This is a genomic window from uncultured Duncaniella sp., from assembly GCF_910578445.1.
In the GTDB taxonomy this organism is placed as follows: domain Bacteria; phylum Bacteroidota; class Bacteroidia; order Bacteroidales; family Muribaculaceae; genus Duncaniella.
Map to the genome: position 1 here is coordinate 1 of NZ_CAJTQC010000015.1, position 19,938 is coordinate 19,938.

The 19,938-nt window shown below is 51.3% G+C and carries 17 protein-coding genes and 2 tRNA genes; 9 read left to right on the forward strand and 10 right to left on the reverse strand.

Annotation, left to right across the window (positions count from 1 at the left end; genetic code table 11):
- The coding region (locus tag QZ311_RS07460) for a transposase (protein ID WP_297066151.1) at positions 1-477 on the forward strand (477 nt) is incomplete at its 5' end.
- Positions 478-557: 80 nt separating this feature from the next.
- Here the strand turns inward: QZ311_RS07460 and QZ311_RS07465 are convergent.
- The 5 genes from QZ311_RS07465 to QZ311_RS07485 form a co-directional block, all read right to left on the reverse strand.
- A tRNA-Val gene (locus tag QZ311_RS07465) sits at positions 558-635 on the reverse strand.
- A gap of 77 nt (positions 636-712) precedes the next feature.
- Positions 713-790: transfer RNA gene (locus QZ311_RS07470), tRNA-Val, on the reverse strand.
- Between the two features lie 111 nt (positions 791-901).
- A complete protein-coding gene (locus tag QZ311_RS07475) occupies positions 902-1,705 on the reverse strand; it encodes a M23 family metallopeptidase (RefSeq protein WP_297066153.1) in 804 nt (267 codons plus the stop codon).
- 25 nt (positions 1,706-1,730) lie between these two features.
- On the reverse strand, positions 1,731-2,843 hold the full coding sequence (locus QZ311_RS07480; RefSeq protein ID WP_297066156.1) for a Wzz/FepE/Etk N-terminal domain-containing protein: 1,113 nt from the start codon (positions 2,841-2,843) through the stop codon (positions 1,731-1,733).
- A 30-nt stretch (positions 2,844-2,873) separates the two neighbouring features.
- Complete coding sequence (locus QZ311_RS07485; protein WP_297066159.1) at positions 2,874-5,273, reverse strand: SLBB domain-containing protein; 2,400 nt, start codon at positions 5,271-5,273, stop codon at positions 2,874-2,876.
- Between the two features lie 294 nt (positions 5,274-5,567).
- Here QZ311_RS07485 and QZ311_RS07490 point away from each other — a divergent pair, with 294 nt between their 5' ends.
- The 8 genes from QZ311_RS07490 to QZ311_RS07525 all read left to right on the forward strand — a co-directional run bounded on the left by QZ311_RS07490 (position 5,568) and on the right by QZ311_RS07525 (position 12,610).
- Positions 5,568-5,861 (forward strand): hypothetical protein, encoded by a 294-nt coding sequence (locus QZ311_RS07490; protein WP_297066162.1) that lies wholly within the window; start codon positions 5,568-5,570, stop codon positions 5,859-5,861.
- On the forward strand, positions 5,861-6,190 hold the full coding sequence (locus tag QZ311_RS07495; protein WP_297066165.1) for a cell division protein ZapA: 330 nt from the start codon (positions 5,861-5,863) through the stop codon (positions 6,188-6,190). Before QZ311_RS07490 ends, QZ311_RS07495 begins: the two co-directional genes overlap by 1 nt.
- Before the next feature lie 196 nt (positions 6,191-6,386).
- Positions 6,387-7,928: a ribonuclease Y gene (rny, locus tag QZ311_RS07500; RefSeq protein WP_297066168.1), complete on the forward strand. Its 1,542-nt coding sequence runs from the start codon at positions 6,387-6,389 to the stop codon at positions 7,926-7,928.
- Between the two features lie 14 nt (positions 7,929-7,942).
- The gene (gene ricT, locus QZ311_RS07505; RefSeq protein ID WP_297066171.1) at positions 7,943-9,376 is read left to right on the forward strand and encodes a regulatory iron-sulfur-containing complex subunit RicT; all 1,434 of its coding nucleotides are present in this window, start codon (positions 7,943-7,945) and stop codon (positions 9,374-9,376) included.
- Positions 9,376-9,849 (forward strand): gliding motility lipoprotein GldH, encoded by a 474-nt coding sequence (locus QZ311_RS07510; RefSeq protein WP_297066174.1) that lies wholly within the window; start codon positions 9,376-9,378, stop codon positions 9,847-9,849. The genes ricT and QZ311_RS07510 overlap by 1 nt, the downstream gene beginning before the upstream one ends.
- Before the next feature lie 93 nt (positions 9,850-9,942).
- Positions 9,943-10,347 carry an N-acetylmuramoyl-L-alanine amidase gene (locus QZ311_RS07515; RefSeq protein ID WP_297066178.1) on the forward strand — a complete coding sequence of 135 codons (405 nt, stop codon included), beginning with the start codon at positions 9,943-9,945 and terminating at the stop codon, positions 10,345-10,347.
- A gap of 166 nt (positions 10,348-10,513) precedes the next feature.
- A complete protein-coding gene (locus QZ311_RS07520; RefSeq protein ID WP_297066181.1) occupies positions 10,514-11,446 on the forward strand; it encodes a DUF5119 domain-containing protein in 933 nt (310 codons plus the stop codon).
- A 45-nt stretch (positions 11,447-11,491) separates the two neighbouring features.
- Complete coding sequence (locus tag QZ311_RS07525; protein WP_289870739.1) at positions 11,492-12,610, forward strand: fimbrillin family protein; 1,119 nt, start codon at positions 11,492-11,494, stop codon at positions 12,608-12,610.
- A 106-nt stretch (positions 12,611-12,716) separates the two neighbouring features.
- On the opposite strand, the gene QZ311_RS07530 is transcribed toward QZ311_RS07525, so the two are convergent.
- From QZ311_RS07530 to QZ311_RS07550, 5 genes are all read right to left on the reverse strand, one after another.
- Positions 12,717-14,060, reverse strand: a complete 1,344-nt coding sequence (locus QZ311_RS07530; RefSeq protein WP_297066187.1) for an inositol-3-phosphate synthase — start codon at positions 14,058-14,060, stop codon at positions 12,717-12,719.
- A gap of 439 nt (positions 14,061-14,499) precedes the next feature.
- Positions 14,500-15,513, reverse strand: coding sequence for a 2-oxoacid:ferredoxin oxidoreductase subunit beta (locus QZ311_RS07535; protein WP_297066188.1), 1,014 nt, complete (start codon positions 15,511-15,513; stop codon positions 14,500-14,502).
- A 5-nt stretch (positions 15,514-15,518) separates the two neighbouring features.
- Positions 15,519-17,366, reverse strand: a complete 1,848-nt coding sequence (locus tag QZ311_RS07540; RefSeq protein ID WP_297066192.1) for a 2-oxoacid:acceptor oxidoreductase subunit alpha — start codon at positions 17,364-17,366, stop codon at positions 15,519-15,521.
- An 89-nt stretch (positions 17,367-17,455) separates the two neighbouring features.
- On the reverse strand, positions 17,456-18,862 hold the full coding sequence (locus tag QZ311_RS07545; RefSeq protein WP_297066195.1) for an amidohydrolase family protein: 1,407 nt from the start codon (positions 18,860-18,862) through the stop codon (positions 17,456-17,458).
- A 77-nt stretch (positions 18,863-18,939) separates the two neighbouring features.
- Complete coding sequence (locus tag QZ311_RS07550; RefSeq protein WP_297066198.1) at positions 18,940-19,695, reverse strand: polyprenol monophosphomannose synthase; 756 nt, start codon at positions 19,693-19,695, stop codon at positions 18,940-18,942.
- Between the last annotated feature and the right edge of the window lie 243 nt (positions 19,696-19,938).

The following is a 19,938-nucleotide window of genomic DNA, read 5'->3' on the forward strand; positions in this document are numbered from 1 at the left end:
AAATCGAAAGGAGAGGGCTATGTCCCTTTCCGATACCCCAACGGAGATACCGGAAAGGAACTGCTTATCCGGTCACGCTATCTGCTGTTTAAATCAGCCGACAACTGGACTGAACGTCAGAAACAGCGGGCAGCGATATTATTTGAGGAATATCCTGATATAAAGAAGGCATATGGACTTTGCCACTCCCTGAGGATGATCTTCTCGAAAAACACAATCAAGGATGTCGCCCGTCTGTCCATGGCACGATGGTACAACAAGGTCGAAGAGGCCGGTTTTCATTCTTTCAACGTCATTGCCACGACATTCTACGAACATTACGATGAGATCCTTAACTTCTACAATAACAGGGCCTCAAATGCCATGGCCGAATCTTTCAATGCTAAAATAAAACTCTTTCGTGCAAATCTCAGAGGCGTTATGGATAAGAAGTTCTTCCTTTTCCGTATTGCAAACCTTTATGCTTATCCCCACTGATTTTCTACTGACCCATTATACCCGGTTTGGATTAAATGAAAAAAAAGAAGAGGAATAGAACTGTCTCTATTCCTCTTCTTTGGTGGGCGCTGAGGGATTCGAACCCCCGACCCTCTGCTTGTAAGGCAGACGCTCTGAACCAGCTGAGCTAAGCGCCCCTTGAAAAATGATTTTTGGAAGAATCAAGGGCTTTCTTCCGCGATTGGTTTAAATCTAAAAGCGAGATAGGTTTCTTTGGTGGGCGCTGAGGGATTCGAACCCCCGACCCTCTGCTTGTAAGGCAGACGCTCTGAACCAGCTGAGCTAAGCGCCCTTTCTCGCTTAAAGCGTTGCAAAGTTAGGCATGATTTTTGGATTGTGCAAATTTTTTGGAGACTTTTTTTAATATTTTTTGAAAAAAGTGGAAAAAAGCCGAAAAATGACCTCATTGTTGAGCTTGGGAAGCTGCTTCAACGGCAGCAGCCTGCTCTTGAAGCAATTTTTCTTTATTGAAAATATATGTAGCGCTATGTATTTTACCAGACCGGAAATTGATTATTTTTTCAGGATTAATCGGGAGTGCACAATAGCGGGTTTCAAAATGTAGGTGCGGGCCTGTTGAGTTTCCGCTCGATCCGCCGATGGCTATAGGGTCACCGGCTTTAAGTGTTGTCGTGGGGACTACTGTTATAGAATCAAGATGGGCGTATAAAGTCTGCAGGCCGTTGGGGTGGCTCATTATAATATAATAGCCATATCCGCGTTTGTCATAGCCTGTCGTTGCGACAGAGCCCGGGAACGCGGCACGTATGATGTCGCCCCTTCTGATGCCGATATCGATGCCTCTGTGCATGCGGATTGTCTTGCGCTTGGATTTGCGTTTGCGTTTGCGAGGCCCGAAAACAGATGTGATAGGACCTCTTGCCGGCATGACAAATTCGCTTACGTTTATATGCACATCGCTGTCAGGAGCTTTCCCTTTACTGAATAGGGCGCCTGCTTTATTAAAGCCGATGAAGCCGGAATCAAAGAGGCTTCCCATGTAGTCGAGGGTTGTATTCAGAACCTGTGTGTCCTGCTGCGTGACAGATTCAGTCATGGCTGAAATTATTTTGTCAAAATCAGACGGCTGGAGAGGGATGGTGTCGGTGACGACGGTGTCATTCCCAAATACTACAATATCAGCGCTCGCAACCGGTGTGGCTGCGAGCGTGATAAGTAATAGTGAAGATTGAAGATTCAAGTTCACGATTATAGATGTGTGATGCGGGATGTTATTGCGTGATGATTTTCTTTACCGAATCAATAGTGTCGGAGAAAAGTATCTTGGCACAAGCCATGACCGCTCCAAGGAATACGAATCCGATAAGAATCATTGGCTTTGACGGCTTTGACGGTTTGATGGGGACTGTAGCCGGCTCGACTGTAGCATAAACCGGTGTTGTCTCCTGAACCTTGGCCTTGGCCATCTGAAGTTGCTGTGAAGTCTGGTTGAACAGGCTGAACGCAAGATTAGCTTCGTTTGTAAGACGTTCACGGGTGACTTGAGCCGAATGGAGGCTAAGGCCTTGGTTGCGGTCAAGGTAGTCGGCAAGGCGTTGCTGAGCATCGTAATAGTCTTTGCGAGCCTCCTCGTTAAGCTGGTTGGCATATGCGAGATCCTGACGAGCCTTTGATGTTCTATAGTCGGTGATGAAGGCCTGAAGGTGTGCAGCCACAGTGTCGGCAAGCAGAGCCGATACAAGCGGATTCTGCATGGTTACAGAAATTGTGTTCACGCCTGTCTCTTCATCATAAGAACACACGATGCGTTCTGCCAGAGCTTCTTTGACTTCCTGCTGGTCTTTTGTCAGGCGGAATGGATTGGTTTTGCCGTCTCCTCCCTCCTCTTCATCACGGAAGAATGAAACTACTCCTCCGATAGCTTTAATTGGAAGGCTGAAAAGATAGCCCCACCATGTACCGGATGTGTGATCCTCTATATAGGAATATACGGTATAGGTGGAATCGGTCTTGCTTTCTGTCACAGGTACGTCAAAAAGCCCTACAAGAAATGGACCTGAAGACAATACATCAGGATAGAGCGGAGGCATAACGGCATCTGCGCCTGCACTTGCGCTGTTGAGATTGATGCCGGCCATTGCTGCAAGGGAGCCCAGTTTTCCTGCTCCTCCTGTGGCGTTTCCGCTAAGTTCCGGCGCTATTTTGATGGTCGTAGTGTATTCTTTGGGTATGCTGAAGGCTACTACAAGTCCGACAATAGCTCCAATTCCTGCATATTTAAATATGGTACGACGTGATTTCCACAATTTCGCAGCGATTTCAAGGAGATCTATTTCTTCTTCGTCGTGATCGGTGCGAACAAGCGCATCATTTTCATTGCTCATAATATAATTGGATAATGAGAGGTGGAAATTTTATTTAAACATAGTCGCGACTGCTGCACTCATTGTGCCGAGCGAGCCGAGTGTCGATGCGATTGCGAGAGCCTTTGTCCAGTCGAATCCCTGCTTGTCGGGTTTCGACGGGATGATAATCTGGCATCCGGGTTCGATTGGTGTATTCTTTTTTGCTCGTGCAACCATACCGTTCATATATACAATGAAGGCTCTTTTCTTATTGGCGCGGTCGCCATAACCACCGGCAAGGTTGATATAGTCCTTGATTTTTAGTCCCGGCTTGTAGGTAACGGTATTTGGAACCATCACATCGCCTGAAATCTTTACTGTACTTATCTGTTCCGGGACGAATAGGCGGTCATCGGCGCGGAGCACAATGTCGTCGTTGCTGCCGGGATTTGCAAGAGCTTTTTCAAGGTCGATACCGACAGAGTAGTAATCTGAAACCTGAAGTTTACCGATTGAGATAGAGTCTTCACCGGCCGAGCCTCTTGCAAGGCGCAGTGTCTCGTCGCGAGCGACTTTTTCTTCTTCGGTCATCTTACGCATGAGGCTTGCTCCACGAACATATGCCTCAGCAGTGAGGCCGCCGGCACGCTTTATGAAGCTGCTGATGCGTTCGTTGCGTTCCTGAAGTACATATCCGCCGGCAAATGTCACTTCGCCTGCGATTTGAATGAACTGCTGCGGAACATAGTTGGGGCTGCGGCGAACTTCAACAATGTCGTAAGGCTGGAGAACAAACTCGTTGTCATCGCCAAGAAGCAGGCCGTCTTTCAGCGAGAATGTATATGTACGTGCGATTTGAGCGTCAGAAGTAACCGACATGGGGTCGATAATTCGGCGTGACACATCAACTTTGGCATACGATGCGCCTTCGAGAAGACCGCCTGCTGTGAGAATGAGGTCCTCGATAGAGGTGTTTTCGGCATAGGGATATGTGCCGGGGTTTGCTACGCTACCTCTGATAGAGAATCCTCCACGGTCGAAGATTTCTCTTACGCTTGAAATGATAAGCACGTCATTGCGCTTAAGAGTCACGTCGGGTGCGGTTCCGTTCAGGATAGCTCCGAGGTCTACTGATTCGGCGACCAGTGTCAGGTCGGGAGCTTCGCGATAGAGCATCGCACGAGAGGTGTAAGCGTCTTCGGCAAGTCCATCGGCGCTGCGGATGAGGTCGCGGATTGTGGAGATGCCTGAACCGAGCGAGAAGAGGCCGGGACGCATCGCTGCACCACGGAGTTCAACCTGATTGCTGTAGCGGTCAAGGATAGTTCCGACGGTTACGATGTCGCCGTCTGTAAGGCGGTAGCTGTCATATTCAGCTTGAGCGATGTTGTAGAGTTCCTTCTCTTTTCCTGACTGGCGGGCTACGCGTACCATTTCAGTATAAGCGTCGCCTGAGAAGCCTCCGGCAAATTCGATTGCTTTGCCAAGGGTTTCAGACGGCTTTAGCTCATAGAACATCGGACGCTTGACATTGCCTGTTACGTTTACCAACTGGGTATAGGGCGGAACCATGATGATGTCGCCTTCCTGCAGGCGGATGTTGCCTTTCTGATTGCCGTTGAACAGGAAGTCATAGATGTCGACATCTGCGACCTTGCGGCCGTTGCGGCGCACTTCGACGTTACGGAGTGAACCGATGTCGTTGATGCCGCCGGCGTTATAGAGCGCATGGAAGACTGTCGAGAACGGAGAGAGGCGATATGTGCCGGGGGTTGAAACCTCACCCATGATGTTTACCTGAATGGTTCGCATCTGGCCAAGTGTCACGGCGATATCGGTCGCTTCGTTGTCAACTCCTGAATATTTCGATGAGAAGGCCGAGCGGATATGATCGTTTGCCTGATTGATTGTCATGCCGTTCAGGTAGATCGGGCCGAGCTGGGCGATCATAATGCTTCCTTCAGGTGAAATAGTGCGGCGGAGGTGGTCCTCGCTGACACCCCAGATGTCAATCACGACCTCGTCGCCCGGGCCAAGGCGGTAGTCCTGCGGTGTGGCTACGTTTTCGTTCGGCTCAAAGGTCAGGTTTCTTGAATTGAACACCTTGTGGCCGAATATTTTGCTTACGCTGGTCGGCTCTGATGCGTTTGCTTCGGGATTCTGGATTACATCCTCGAACACCACGCTTGTCTCTCCGGTAGTGCGTTGAGCGCGTGAGCGGCCTTCGCCTGCTGTGACTGGTTGGTCGCCGGTCTCAAGAGTGCCGGCGTCATACTTGGCTTTGAGGCGCTTCACCTGTTCGGGTGTGACACCTTTGGCAACGAGTTCGTGCCCAATCTGCTGCTCTGATTTGCCGAGGGCCATTTGTGCCTTGACATATTGAACTACTTGGTCGTCGGTCATAGCCGCCGAAGCCCACATAGCCCCGGCAAGCATAAGCAACGTAAAAAGAAAAGGTTTGATTTTCATAAGGTTGTTGTTGTGTAAATAACCCCCCATATAGCTGCATTGCGCGTTAAGGGATGCAAATTTGGTGCAAAGATAGTAATTTTCAATGTTTTATACAATAGTTCTACGAGTAAACTATTTTATAAAAATTTAACTCGTCGAGGGTACGCTTCGGCCTGTCGTGATAGATGGAGGTCGATTGCGAAATTAATGTTTAAAATATGTTAAACAAACTTCGTCCCGATTAAATTTTCGCATGTCTATGAACGTGATTACTGAATAAATTATTACTTTTGTGTGAAAATTTAGACAAGCATGGCTGCCAACCTTCAAGAAAGAATAAATAAGATAGAGGCCAAAGCAGCCCTGATGGTTGAACGCTACGGCCACATGCGCGGTGCTCTTGCCGATGCGCTTAAGCGCATTGACGACCTTGAGGCTGTGATTGCCCGGCAGAAACGGGAGCTTCAGGAACGTGACCGGCAGATAGAATATCTGAAAGTAGCGTCAGTTCTCACCCCTGACCATCGCGACGTTGAAGCCACACGTGCCGTGCTTGCTGAATTAGTGCGCGAAATCGACAAGTGCATCAACCAGTTAAGCCTTTGATGACTGATAAGATTCTTAATATATCAATCCGTATAGCCGACCAACCTCGCATGCAGCTGCGCATTCCCGCCAGTCAGGAGGAGGTGGTCAGACGGGCCGAAGCCAATATCAATGAGTTATGGCGGAAGTGGTCTGCTATGGATGATTTCAAAGACAAGTCCTCTTCTGAGATACTTGCGATGGTGACATTCAGGTTTGCCCAGCTTTATTTCAGTGCGATGGAAATGTCGGATAGGGTTGACAAAACCTTATCCGGACTGGAAAAAAGCCTCGACAAGATGCTTTTTGAACTCACTCCCGACAGTGGCAATGTGGCAAGAGTGCCTTAGTAACCTCTGTTGGCCTAAACTACGATAAAAGGGGATTCTGTTTTGGCAGTTCCCTTGCTGAAAAGACGAATTCACGCACGCTCAACACTCTTTGAGGCTGTCATCACACTGCGGGATGCCGCGGTAGGGAGAAGCCGGGTGTATGGCCGTGCTTTTTATTTATATTATCACATATTTTATTCCGTATTCCTAACTTATGGATATATTATTCTACATTTGTGCGGCGCTCATCGGAGCGGCCATCGGAATTGCGATAATGGTCGCTGTGCAGCGTGCCACAGCCCGCTCTCGCGCCAAGACTATAATCGACGATGCCAACCGTGAAGCCGAGGTCATCATGAAAGACAAGCTTCTCGAAGCTCGTGAGCAGGAACTGAAAATCAAGACTGAGGCCGAAAAGCAGGCCAATCAGCGTCTTTCCCGCATACAGAGCGAAGAGTCCAAAATCAAGCAGCGTCAGGCTCAGCTCAATCAGCAGCAGAGCGAAAACGCACGTGCACGAAACGAAAACGAACAGACCCGTCAGAATCTTGAGGCCCAGATGGTGGTGGTCGAGCAGCGCAAGGAAGAACTTGACCGTCTGCGCCGCACTGCTCAGGACACTCTTGAACACATCTCCGGGCTTTCAAGCGAGGAGGCAAAGGAAAAGCTCATCGATTCGCTTAAGGACGAAGCCAAAACTGCCGCAAGCGCCTATATCAATGATATAATGGACGAGGCAAAGATGACTGCCAACAAGGAGGCGAAACGCATTGTGGTCCAGTCGATTCAGCGCCTTGCAACCGAAACGGCGATTGAAAATTCTGTTACGGTTTTCCACATCGACAGCGACGAGATCAAAGGCCGCATCATCGGTCGCGAGGGTCGTAATATCCGTGCTCTTGAAGCCGCTACAGGTATCGAAATTATTGTAGACGATACCCCCGAAGCCATCGTGCTGTCTGGTTTCGACCCCGTCCGCAGAGAGATTGCCCGCCTTGCGCTCCATCAGCTTGTGGCTGACGGCCGCATACATCCCGCTCGTATTGAAGAAGTGGTGGCCAAAGTGCGCAAGCAGATAGAGGAAGAGATTGTCGAGACAGGTAAGCGTACGGCTATCGACCTTGGTATCCACGGCCTCCATCCCGATCTTATCCGTATGGTCGGCAAGATGAAATATCGTTCAAGCTACGGCCAGAACCTTCTTCAGCACTCGCGCGAGACAGCAAACCTCTGTGCAATCATGGCTTCCGAGCTTGGCCTCAATCCGAAGAAGGCCCGTCGTGCAGGACTGCTCCACGACATAGGCAAAGTTCCCGACGAAGAGCCCGAGCTGCCCCATGCACTCCTGGGCATGAAACTTGCCGAAAAATATAAGGAGAAACCCGAGATTTGCAACGCCATCGGTGCTCACCACGACGAAATCGAGCAGACATCGCTTCTTGCACCAATCGTTCAGGTGTGTGATGCCATTTCAGGTGCGCGTCCCGGCGCACGCCGTGAAATTGTCGAGGCCTATATCAAGCGCCTTAACGATCTTGAACAGCTCGCTCTGTCATATCCCGGTGTAATCAAGACCTATGCAATTCAGGCCGGTCGTGAACTGCGTGTGATTGTAGGAGCCGACAAGATTGATGATGTCGAGACCGAAAAACTCTCGAGCGAGATTGCGCGCCGCATTCAGGACGAGATGACATATCCCGGACAGGTCAAAATCACCGTCATCCGCGAGACCCGCTCCGTCAGCTTTGCTAAGTAAGGAGGGCTTGCGTAATGGAAGATAAAGACCGCCGTTGCCCCCGGGGAAAGCTTCATTGCTTCAACTGGCTGGAGGATATTCCCGGAGGCATGACTGACTTCGATATTGTCGAAGTGCAGTTCAAGAACACCCGCAAGGGTTTCTATCGTAATTCGACCAATCTCGACCTTGCCCCGGGCGATGTGGTGGCTGTCGAGGCTTCTCCCGGCCACGATATCGGGACGGTGACACTCACCGGCAAACTTGTCGCCCTCCAGATGCGCAGGGTCAATGTGAAGCCCGATGCCGAGATTCGCCGTGTATTCCGTAAGGCCAAGCCTGCGGATCTTGATAAATATGAGGAGGCCAAGGCTCGCGAGAACGACACGATGATCCGTGCACGCAAAATAGCCGAATCGCTCCATCTCAACATGAAAATTGGCGATGTGGAGTATCAGGGCGACGGCAACAAGGCTATATTCTACTATATAGCCGATGAGCGCGTGGATTTCCGTCAGCTCATCAAGGTTCTCGCCGATACATTCAAGGTGAGGATCGAGATGAAGCAGATCGGTGCGCGTCAGGAAGCCGGACGCATCGGTGGCATCGGATCTTGTGGCCGTCCGCTCTGTTGTGCGAGCTGGATGACCAACTTTGTTTCGGTCGGCACAAGCGCCGCCCGTTATCAGGACATCTCGCTTAATCCCCAGAAACTTGCCGGGCAATGTGCCAAGCTTAAATGCTGCCTCAATTTCGAAGTGGACACTTATGTGGAAAGCGCCAAGCAGATGCCCGGACGTGAAATACGTCTTGAAACGCTTGACAATACCTATTATCATTTCAAGACTGATATTTTCAAGAAAGAGATAACCTATTCCACCGACAAGCAGCTTGCTGCCAATCTCGTGACCATTGATGCTGCGCGTGCGTTTGAGGTAATCGATATGAACCGTCGCGGAGAGAAACCGGAAACTCTCATGCGTGAAGGCGACGAGAAGCCCGGAGCAAAGGGGCGTCCGATTGATCTCGCATCGCAAGACGACCTGACCCGTTTCGACAAAGCTAAGAAGAAAAAGCGTAAAAAGAAGTCATCGTCATCGGCTTCTGCGCCTGAAGCCTCTCAGCAGCCCAATCAGCCTAAGGGCGACAGACCCAAGGAGCAGCGGCAGCCAAAAGAGGCTCAGCCTTCAAAATCGGAATCTGCCAAAAATTCGTCCGCTCAAGCCGGACAGGATGCCGGTGGCGAACGTAAGCCTCGTCCGAAAAACAAGCCGAAAAAGCCGCAACAGCCGCAACAGCCATCCGACGATCGCAAACGCGATGCTTCAAGCTCCGCCAACGGACAGCCACAGCGCCAACCCAAGGAACAGCCATCGCAGCAGCCGAAACCTCAGCAGCCATCTGACTCCGGCCAGCGGTCCGGCCGCATTCCAAAGGCTTTCCGTGAGAATAATGACACTAAGGAATAATGCGCTCGCTTCTATTTTGCATAGCTTCGTTTGTCATTCTCTTCCTTGCAGGCTGTGAGGGAGGACAGCGTGACTACAGCCGTTGGGCAAACATCTCTCCTGAAGGCTGGGTCTATGCCGATACAGTCTCCCTTTTGCCGGCCGATACCTCCCTTCTTGACAATGACTCGCTTGTCAACGCCGCGCTTAAAGTGGCTCTGCGCCACAGCAATGCCTACCGCTATTCCAATATATGGCTTGAGCTTACATACCATACAGCCAATAACCGTCTTGTGCGTGACACGCTCGACATACGGCTTGCCGATGTCTATGGCCGATGGCTGGGAAGCGGATTTGGAGCCTCCTATCAGCGGGAGGTGACGGTCAGTCCGCAGACGGTGATTGATCTTACCCGTCATGTTGATGTGCGGCATATTATGCGTGTCGACACTCTTCAGGGCATAGAGCAGCTTGGTATTGAAATCGTAAGATAGAAATCTTAAGGCTATATTTTGCATTATCGCACCTTTCCGCGTCGGAAAGGTGCGTATTTTTGTGCAATAATCTGATACTACGAAAAGAAGACTATGAGAAAAATCACAAAAATCATCGTTCATTGCACCGCGACCCATGCCGGCAGGGAAGTTTCTGTCGCTGAAATCACCCTGTGGCATAAAGCCCGTGGATTCCGCACCATAGGCTATCACTATGTAGTCAGTCTTGACGGCCGGATTCTTGTCGGGAGAGATGAGTCTGAGGCCGGAGCGCATTGCTACGGTCAGAACTCCTGTAGCATCGGGGTCGTTTATGTCGGTGGGCTCTCTGCGGCCGACGGGTCTCCGGCCGACACACGTACGCAGGCGCAGAAGGCTGCTCTTAAACGCCTCATAGCCACTCTTAAATCACGCTTCCCCGGTGCTACAGTCCATTCCCACTATGAATTTGCACCCAAGGCATGTCCATGTTTTGACGCTGCGGCAGAATATGGATGAGTATAATCCTCATAGCGGTCGGAAACTTAATTGCAGATGACATTGTTTATTAAATGTAAATAACTGTTGCATTTTGAAACCGCGTTTCCGCCATATTATTTATCGGGCTCTTGCTTATGCTTCTAACTGTTTGATTCCTCGACTGTCAGTCCTGGGGAGCATTGTCATGGCTGCAATAGTCGTCTCATTGATATTGCAGTCCTGCCGTCATTCTGCTATAATTTGTCCTGAGGGGGGAAGCCGGGTGTTGAATGTGAAATTTATGTGGGACGAGGCCGAGGATGCTATGCCTGATGGAATGACACTCTATTTTTTTCCTGTGAATTCCGACGGGCGTATATGGCGGTTTGACATTGCCGGGCGCGACGGAGGCAAGGTGGAGTTGCCTTATGGTTCTTATCGCCTTCTTGCCTTCAATAATGACTTGCCGAGGATTGACTATTCGGATACAGACTCCTATGAAGGTTTCACGGCCAATGCTCGCTTTGCCGGAAAAACTTTGGTATATGCTCCGGGGCTGCTCTATGTCGCGACGGTCGATTTCGTCGATGTGACAGTCTGCGGAGTTGAATATCTCGATTATGAGGGCTGTGATAAGAATTGTCCGCAAGGACTCATAAGATGCTACCCCAGACTTGAATCGACAATCTACAATGTTATTGTTCGCGATATTGACGGCATGTCGCTTGTCCGTTCGGCCTCGGCTACTATTGACGGTATTGCGTCGGCGATGAAGCTTGTCAGCAATGAATCTACAGGCCATACTGTCGGCGAATCTTTGCAGCTATCCACTCTCGGGCAGCAGCCTGAGATGAGCGGTGTCACGACAGGCTTCGGTTCGATTAAAGGAGAGTTTGAATATTGGCTGACCGTAACCGTCACCCGCACCGACGGGAAGACTTTTGCCAAGCGTTTTGATGTTTCCTCTCAGGTGCTGAACAGTTCCAATCCTCGGAATGTTACTATTGTAGTAGACGGACTGGAGATACCCGACGATGATCTGCCACCTTCATCTGACGACGATGTCGGTATTGATGTCGGTGTCGATGGATGGCACGAAATAATTATTGACATTAACACTGATTCCGTCATTGCCTGAGGGTAGCTCTCGGTTTTGTTATATCGGATTTAAATTTTTACTTATATGAAGAATAAACATTTCTATCTCATGGCTGCTATGGGCATCTCCGTATTAGGTTTTTGCTCTTGCTCTGATAATGATGCGCCAGGCATTGACTCCTCCGTCTCAGCATCAAATGCCATCCGTTTTGCCGCTAACACGGAGCTTGCGTCCCGTGCCGGTGATATTACGACCAACACCCTGAAGGACTTCTACGTATATGCCTATACCAGGACAGATGGTGTGCCCGAGCTTTTTATGGACAATGTGACCGTTTCCAAAAGCGATAATAACACATGGACCTATTCGCCCATAAAGTATTGGCCTGCAGATCAGACTGTGGATTTCTACGCTTTTGCTCCTGCGTGGGTAGGGGAATCAGGCCCTCTAAAACCGGTCCCGTATTATAATTACCCGGGAGATGAAGATATTGTCTATGCTGTTAGCCCTGATCTTACAGGTAATACAGATGCACCCAATGCTCAAGTGGTATTTAATTTCCGACATGCATTATCAAAGGTGACGGTTAAAATGAGTTCTACGAATGAAAACTTGAAGGTTAAAGTAACAAACGTCGTACTGACTAATATAATGAGTCGTGGTAATTTTAATTTCCCAAAGGTCTCTACTTCGCAGACAATTCCATCGGAAACGACTACCCCCGGAGCTGTATCGGAAAATAGTATTGGGAAATGGACAGACCAGAATACGCGTACGGGCTATATTTTGCACATGTCTCAGGATCAAGGTGAGATTATTGAGTTGACCAGTACCCCGATTGACATTACTTTGCATGGCGATGGAATTGGCTCGCAATACATGATGCCTCAGCCTCTTGTATGGAGATCAAACGGAAGTGGAAATGATACATATATTACAGTCATGGGGTCAATCTATGATGCAAAGACCGGTGACAAGCTTTGGCCTAATGAAAATACTCCTCCTGAAAATATTTCTGAGGGTAGTACAAACCGTGATGGCCTGATGAAATTCCCGCTCTCGACAAGCAAGCTGACAAACTGGATTCCGGGTTGCCACTACATATACAATATGGTCATAAATGCCAACGAAGAAATGGGAGCCATTGAATTCGGGTCTCCTACAGTTGACTCTTTCGTTGAGATTGAAAGCAATTATCAATGATGTAATCTTCTAAATGATATAAAAATAACGGACTGTCATCGCGACAGCCCGTTATTTTTTCATTACGGTTTAGCTTTTTTATTGCCAAATATGGATGAATAGATGTTTAGTCGATTTCTTCGTCAGCCTCATAGCCACCCATTTCGCGGATAGCGTTTTTCAGCATAGTATACTGCTGGAAGAGGTGGTTGACAGGCACTTCACCCTTGGTGTAGTCGTGCATCGGGCTCTTGAGGAAGAAGCTGAGGAAGCGCTGGATTCCGTGACGGCCGGCGCGTGCTGCGAGGTCGCTCAGAAGCACGAGGTCAAGACAGAGGGGAGCTGCAAGGATTGAGTCGCGGCAGAGGAAGTTGATCTTGATCTGCATGGGATAGCTCATCCATCCGAAGATATCGATGTTGTCCCAGCCTTCCTTGCTGTCGTTGCGCGGGGGATAGTAGTTGATACGTACCTTGTGGTAGTAGCCTTGGTGGCCGCCTTCCTCAGCACCGCCGCAGTTTGCGTTGTAGAGGTCGGGCTGGTCTTCGGGTACGAGGATTGATTCGAGGGTTGAAAGCTTTGAAACTTCCTTGGTGCGGAAGTTGGCGGGTTCGTCAAGCACGAGACCGTCGCGGTTGCCGAGGATGTTGGTTGAGAACCATCCGTTGAGGCCGAGGCAGCGAGTGCCGATGATGGGAGCGAAACCTGACTTCACGAGAGTCTGGCCGGTCTTGAAGTCCTTGCCGGCGATAGGCATGCCGGTCTGCTCGCTGAGTTCCCACATTGCGGGGATGTCAACAGTGGTGTTGGGTGCGCCCATGATGAAGGGTGCGCCTTCCTTGAGGGCTGCGTATGCGTAGCACATCGAAGGTGCGATGTGTTCCTTGTCGTCAGCCTTCATTGCAGCTTCGAGAGCTTCGAGTGTGCCGTGGGTTTTTTCGTCAACCGGAACATAGACTTCGGTTGAAGCGGCCCAGAGGACAACCACGCGGTCAACTCCGTTTTCTTTCTTGAAGTTACGGATGTCTTCGCGGAGCTGTTCGGCCATTTCCCAGCGGGTCTTGTCGCCCATCACGTTGTCACCGTCGAGACGCTTTGCATAGTTCTTGTCGAAAGCGGCCTTCATGGGGACGATCTTTTCGAGTTCGTCCTTCACGGGTTCGATGTCCTTTTCCTGAAGCACTTTAGCATAGATAGCGCTCTGGTAGGCGTTGGCGGGATAAACGTCCCATGCGCCGAACACGATGTCGTTGAGATCGGCCATAGGAACGATGTCCTTATAGTGGAGATATTTTTTGTCTGCTCCCTTGCCGACACGGATCTTGTCGTATTGGGTCATTGAGCCGACAGGTTTTGCGAGACCTTTGCGGGCCATGAGGACGCCGGTCATGAAGGTGGAGGTAACTGCTCCAAGTCCTACTACGAGTACGCCAAGCTTACCGTTGGCGGGTTTTACAGTAGATTTAGTCATGATGGTTGTTTACTTACTAATTGATAGTAAATTATTAAGGTTATATTTAATTATTTCTGACTTAGGATGCCCGCACTGTGGTTTGTGATGAAAGTGTGCGTCGCATTTCAGCCCCCAAAAGTACTGCTATTTTTTCGAATGTGAAATAATTTTTATTTAAAAATTCCACATGATTTGTGAAAAATCATTTAATAAAGCGCTATATAGCAAATAAAGACTAAATTCAACCCTAAATCGCCCTGTAATATATAATAGATGTTAACGTGGCAACTCCGTCCCCTATTACCATTCGACTTGTCGATAGAATTTGACAATGAGCCTCTTGCACCTTTTCAGGTAAAATATCCGTATAAATACCACACACTCCCCGGTAGCTTTAAAGTATGCTACCGGGGAGTGTGTTTATAGTGGGATTGTTAACGGGCGGAATATGGGCGGATTATTCCACTGTCCAAGTTTCGCCGGCGAGGACCATGTCGCGGAGCGAGCTGAAGTTCTTGCGGGCACGGACTTCGGCCACCTGTTCCTCTACAGCCTGATCGTAGGCGGGAGAGTCAACGTCGCGGATTACGCCGAGTGCAAGCGGGAGGTCATGACCGTCCATCATGGCAAGCTGCTGGTGGAGGAAGTTTGACTGAGTGTGGGCGTCGTGCACGAGCACATCGTCCATTGTGTAGCCCTCTTCACCGACCTTGACTGCTTTCAGGAGGAAACCGTCGCGGACGAGACCCATTTCCTTATCCTTGCCGAAGAGCATCTTCTCGCCGTGGACGAGATGGATTGTGCGCTCTGCACGGTGCTCCTTGTCAGTGATGAAGTTGTGGATGCCGTGATTGAAAATCACACAGTTCTGGAGGATTTCGACAACCGACGCACCCTTGTGGCGGGCAGCGGCTACGAGCACTTCCTGCGAAATCTGAAGCTCCACGTCGATGCTGCGTGCAAAGAAGTTGCCGCGTGCGCCGAATACGAGTTCGGCCGGGATGAACGGATCTTCAGTTGTGCCATAGGGCGAAGACTTCGACACAAAACCACGGTCGCTGGTCGGGGAATACTGACCCTTGGTGAGACCATAGATCTTGTTGTTGAAGAGAAGCATGTTGATGTCGATGTTGCGGCGCACTGCATGGATGAAGTGGTTACCGCCGATTGCGAGACCGTCGCCGTCGCCTGAAATCTGCCATACGGTCATGTCGGGGCGCGCTACCTTGAAGCCTGTGGCGATGGCTGCCGCACGTCCGTGGATGGTGTGGAAGCCATAGGTGTTCATGTAGTAGGGGAGACGTGAGCTACAGCCGATACCTGAGATGACGGCTGTCATGTGGGGAGGCACGCCCACTGTGGCCATGGCCTTGTGGAGTGAGTTGAGGATGGCGTGGTCGCCGCAGCCGGGACACCAGCGCACTGACTGGCTGCTCTTATAGTTGGCGGGGGTATACTGTGTCTGTTCCATGATTATTAGTCCTCCATGATTTTAGTTACACCTTTGACTACTTCGCTCACAAGGAAGGGCTGGCCTTGGATCTTGTTGATGCGTTTGATGTTGAGACCGAGGAAGCGTGCCTGCAGATAGTCGGCGAACATGCCTGTGTTGAGCTCGGCTACGATTACGGTCTTGTAGTTGCTGAGCACTTCCTCGGTGTTGGCGGGAAGCGGGTTGATGTAGTTGAAGTGAGCGAAGGCCACGGGCTTGCCATCGGCGCAGAGCTCGCCGGCGGCAGTGCGGAGATGTCCGTATGTTCCGCCCCAGCCGACGAGGATGGTGTCGGCATTCTTCGGGTCGAGGACTTCGAGAGCGGGGATGTCGTTGGCGATGCGGGCAATCTTTTCGCGACGGGCCATGACCATCTTTTCGTGGTTGATGGGGTCGGTAGAGATTGCGCCTGTGTTGTAGTCTTTTTCAAGACCGCCGACGCGGTGCATCGCACCTTCAGTGCCGGGGATGGCCCAGTAGCGCACGAGGTCTTCGTCCTTGCGGGTGTATGGCTGCCATGCTTCGTCGACCGCGTTGGGGGCGAGCAGCGGAGGATGTATTTCGGGGAGTTCCGAAGCCTCGGGGACGCGCCATGCGCTCGAGCCGTTGCCGATGAAAGCGTCGGTGAGGAGGATGACGGGGGTCATGTGTTCCATGGCGATGCGGGCTGCCTCAAATGCCATGGTGAAGCAGTCGGTCGGAGTGGAGGCTGCCACGACTGCAAGGGGCGATTCGCCGTTGCGGCCATAGAGCGCCTGCATGAGGTCGGTCTGCTCGGTCTTGGTGGGGAGGCCGGTCGAGGGACCGCCGCGCTGCACGTCGACGATGACCAGCGGAAGTTCGGCGATCACCGCGAGGCCGATGCCTTCGCTCTTAAGCGCGAGACCGGGGCCTGATGTGGAGGTTACGGCGAGGTGTCCGGCAAACGATGCTCCGATTGCCGAGCAGACACCTGCGATTTCGTCTTCCATCTGGACAGCTTTCACGCCGAGGTCCTTGCGCTTTGCAAGTTCCTGAAGGATGTCGGTCGCAGGGGTGATGGGGTAGCTGCCGAGGAAGAGGGGGCGTCCGCTCTTCTCCGATGCGGCGATGAAGCCCCATGCGGTGGCGGTGTTGCCGTTGATGTCGGTGTAGACACCGGGGACGGCTTCTTCGGTCTCGATGCGGTAGGTCGAGACGGTGGCGTGTATGTTGTTGCCATAGTTGTAGCCGGCCTCGATAACCTTGGCGTTGGCTTCATAGATGGCTGGTTTCTTGGCAAACTTGCCTTTGAGCATGCGGAGTGCGCCTTCGAGCGGACGGTCAAAGAGCCAGCAGACGAGGCCGAGCGCAAAGATGTTGCGGCATTTGAGGATGCTCTTGTTGTCGAGTCCTGACTCGGCGAGTGCGGCTTTGGTCATCGAGGTGACGGGCACTTCCACTACCTGAGCCTTGATGTCGAGTTCCTTGAAGGGGTCGAGGGTCTCGAAGAGTGCTTTCTTGAGATCGGCCTCCTTGAACGAGTCGATGTCGACTATCACGACTCCGCCGGGCTTGAGGAAACGGATGTTCTGCTTGAGTGCGGCAGGATTCATGGCGATAAGTACGTCGCAGAGGTCGCCCGGAGTGTGGACATCGACTCCGACACTTACCTGAAAGCCTGACACACCGCTGAGTGAGCCTTGGGGTGCGCGTACTTCGGCCGGATAGTCGGGGAAGGTTGACACTTTGTTTCCTAACCCTGCGGATACATTTGTGAAAATGTTGCCTGCAAGCTGCATGCCGTCGCCGGAGTCACCGGAGAAGCGGACAACAACTTTGTCGAGGGTCTTGACATTGGTCTTGTCTAACATAATGTGTGAAGTTAAATTTACAAGGTTTTCTATATGTTATTCATGGTTGAAAAAAATCACCGGTTGTAGGTCCCGAGCCTTGGCGTGGCTCAGTCTTTTTCCGCTCCGTCAAAGCGGAGTGGTTGTCCGTGGGGCTCAGCGAAGATGCCTTCGCTGTAGGCCGGGATGCCGTTAACCATGGTCATGCGTATTTTACGGCTCAGGCACACGCCTGCGAGTGGAGTCCATCCACATCGGCCTGCGACATCGCTGTCAGTGACTTTGACAGGTCGGTCCGAGGGATTGTCCGGGTTGAGGACTACGAGGTCGGCATAGTAGCCTTCACGGATGAATCCGCGGCGGTCGATGCCGAGCAGCCGTGCCGGATTGTGGCTCATTAGCTCGACGATGCGTTCAGGCCCTACGGATTCGAGTTCGGGGTCGGTGTCGAGCAGTTCGAGCATGGCGCGGAGTGAGAACTGCACCATCGGCATGCCGGAGGCGGCCGTCAGTGCGTCGCCCTCTTTCTGCGCGAGGAGGTGGGGAGCATGGTCGGTGGCTATGGTGTCGATACATCCTCCGGGAAGGAGTTCGCGCAGGAGCGCTATGCGGTCGGAGGCTTCTTTGATTGCCGGGTTGCACTTGATGCGTGCTCCGAGGCGGTCGAAGTCGTTGCGGTCAAATAGGAGGTATTGCGGACAGGTCTCGGCTGTGACGTTTACGCCTTCAGCCTTGGCCTCTTTGATGAGGCTTAGCTCGTCGGCTGTGGAGATGTGGCAGATGTGGAGATGCGCGCCGGTTTTGCGTGCGAGTCCGAAGGCTCTGCGTGTGGCTTCGATGCATGCCTGACGCGGGCGGACATCGGGATGGCGCTCTACAGGAATCGTGCCTCCGCATTCGTCGAGCAGGCGGTCGCGCGAAGCGCGGATGATGGCTTCGTCTTCAGCATGGACGGCGATGAGGGCAGGCGATTTGTCGAACAGCTCAGTGAGTGTCGAGTTATCATCGACAAGCATATTGCCGGTCGATGAGCCGAGGAAAAGTTTCACGCCTGCCACGCGCGAGTAGTCGGCGGACAGCAGCTCGGAGATGTTGTCGTTGGTCGCACCGATGAAAAATCCGAAGTTGGCGGCCGAGACCTCCGATGCGCGTCTGATTTTGTCGTTGACGGCCTGGCGGCTGACAGTTGCAGGCCGCGTGTTGGGCATGTCGATGTATGATGTGACACCTCCTGCCACTGCTGCGCGGCTTTCGGTCTCGATGTCGCCTTTTTCGGTAAGTCCCGGATCGCGGAAATGGACGTGGGTGTCTATTACTCCGGGCAGCAGCATGCCTCCACGGCAGTCGATCACTGTGTCGGCTTTCTGTCGGAGTGCAGAGAGCGAGTCCGGGCCGTCGGCCGGGAGGGTTGATTCTTCGCCCGTGCGGACTATAAGTTGGCCGTCGGTAAGGACATATCCTCTGTAGCGTCGGCCTTCGTTGACGATTTCGGCGTTATGGAGCAGGGTGGCTGCCATGGATATCAAGTATTAAGGAGCAATTATCAAGTACAAAGTACAGAGTATCAAGTACAAAGGATTAAGTATTAAGTATGTCAGTCCTTGCGTTCGTATTTGTTGAATAGGCTTGACCATTTCAGTCTGAGGACTCCGAAAAAGCCTTCGCTGAATATTCCGGAGCTCATCTTTGATGTGCCGAGCACACGGTTTACGAAGATTATTGGAACTTCGACAATCTTGAATCCGTATTTATAGGCGAGAAATTTCATCTCGATCTGGAATGCGTAGCCTTTGAAGCGTATATGGTCGAGCGGGAGAGTTTCGAGCACTTTGCGGCGGTAGCATACGAAACCGGCTGTGGCGTCGTTGATCGGCATTCCTGTGACGATGCGGACATAGCGCGATGCGTAGAACGACATGAGCACACGGCCCATAGGCCAGTTGACCACGTTGACCCCCGTGACATAGCGTGAGCCGACGGCGACATCCGCACCGTTGACGGCGCAGGCCTCGTAGAGTTTCAGAAGGTCGTCGGGGTTGTGGGAGAAATCGGCGTCCATCTCGAAGATGTATTCGTAGCCGTTTTCAAGCGCCCATTTGAAGCCGGCGATATAGGCAGTCCCGAGTCCGAGTTTGCCCTTGCGCTGAATCATGTGCAGACGGCCGGTGTGTGTAAGCTGTAGTTCCTTGACAATATCCGCCGTGCCGTCCGGCGAATTGTCATCAATAATCAAAACGTCAAATTTTCGGGGCAGTCTGAAGACTGCCTCGATGATGGCGGCAACATTTTCCCTCTCGTTATAGGTGGGTATGATGACCACACTGTCAACAGTTGTCGTGACGGACTGCATATTGTCTCAGACCTTATAGGTGATTATTGTTTATGTTGCAAAATTAGTCATTAAAGTTTGTGAAATCCAAATTATAAGATAAAATTTGGTGAAAAAACAAAAAAATGAATTGAATTTTGAGAAATTCAGAGCCGATGGAATTGCGATAGGAGATGAAATCAGGATATACGTAGGGTGCATACTTCAATCCGGGCTACTCTATCCCTTATTTTAGAGATAAACTTTTATTGATTGTCGTTTTGC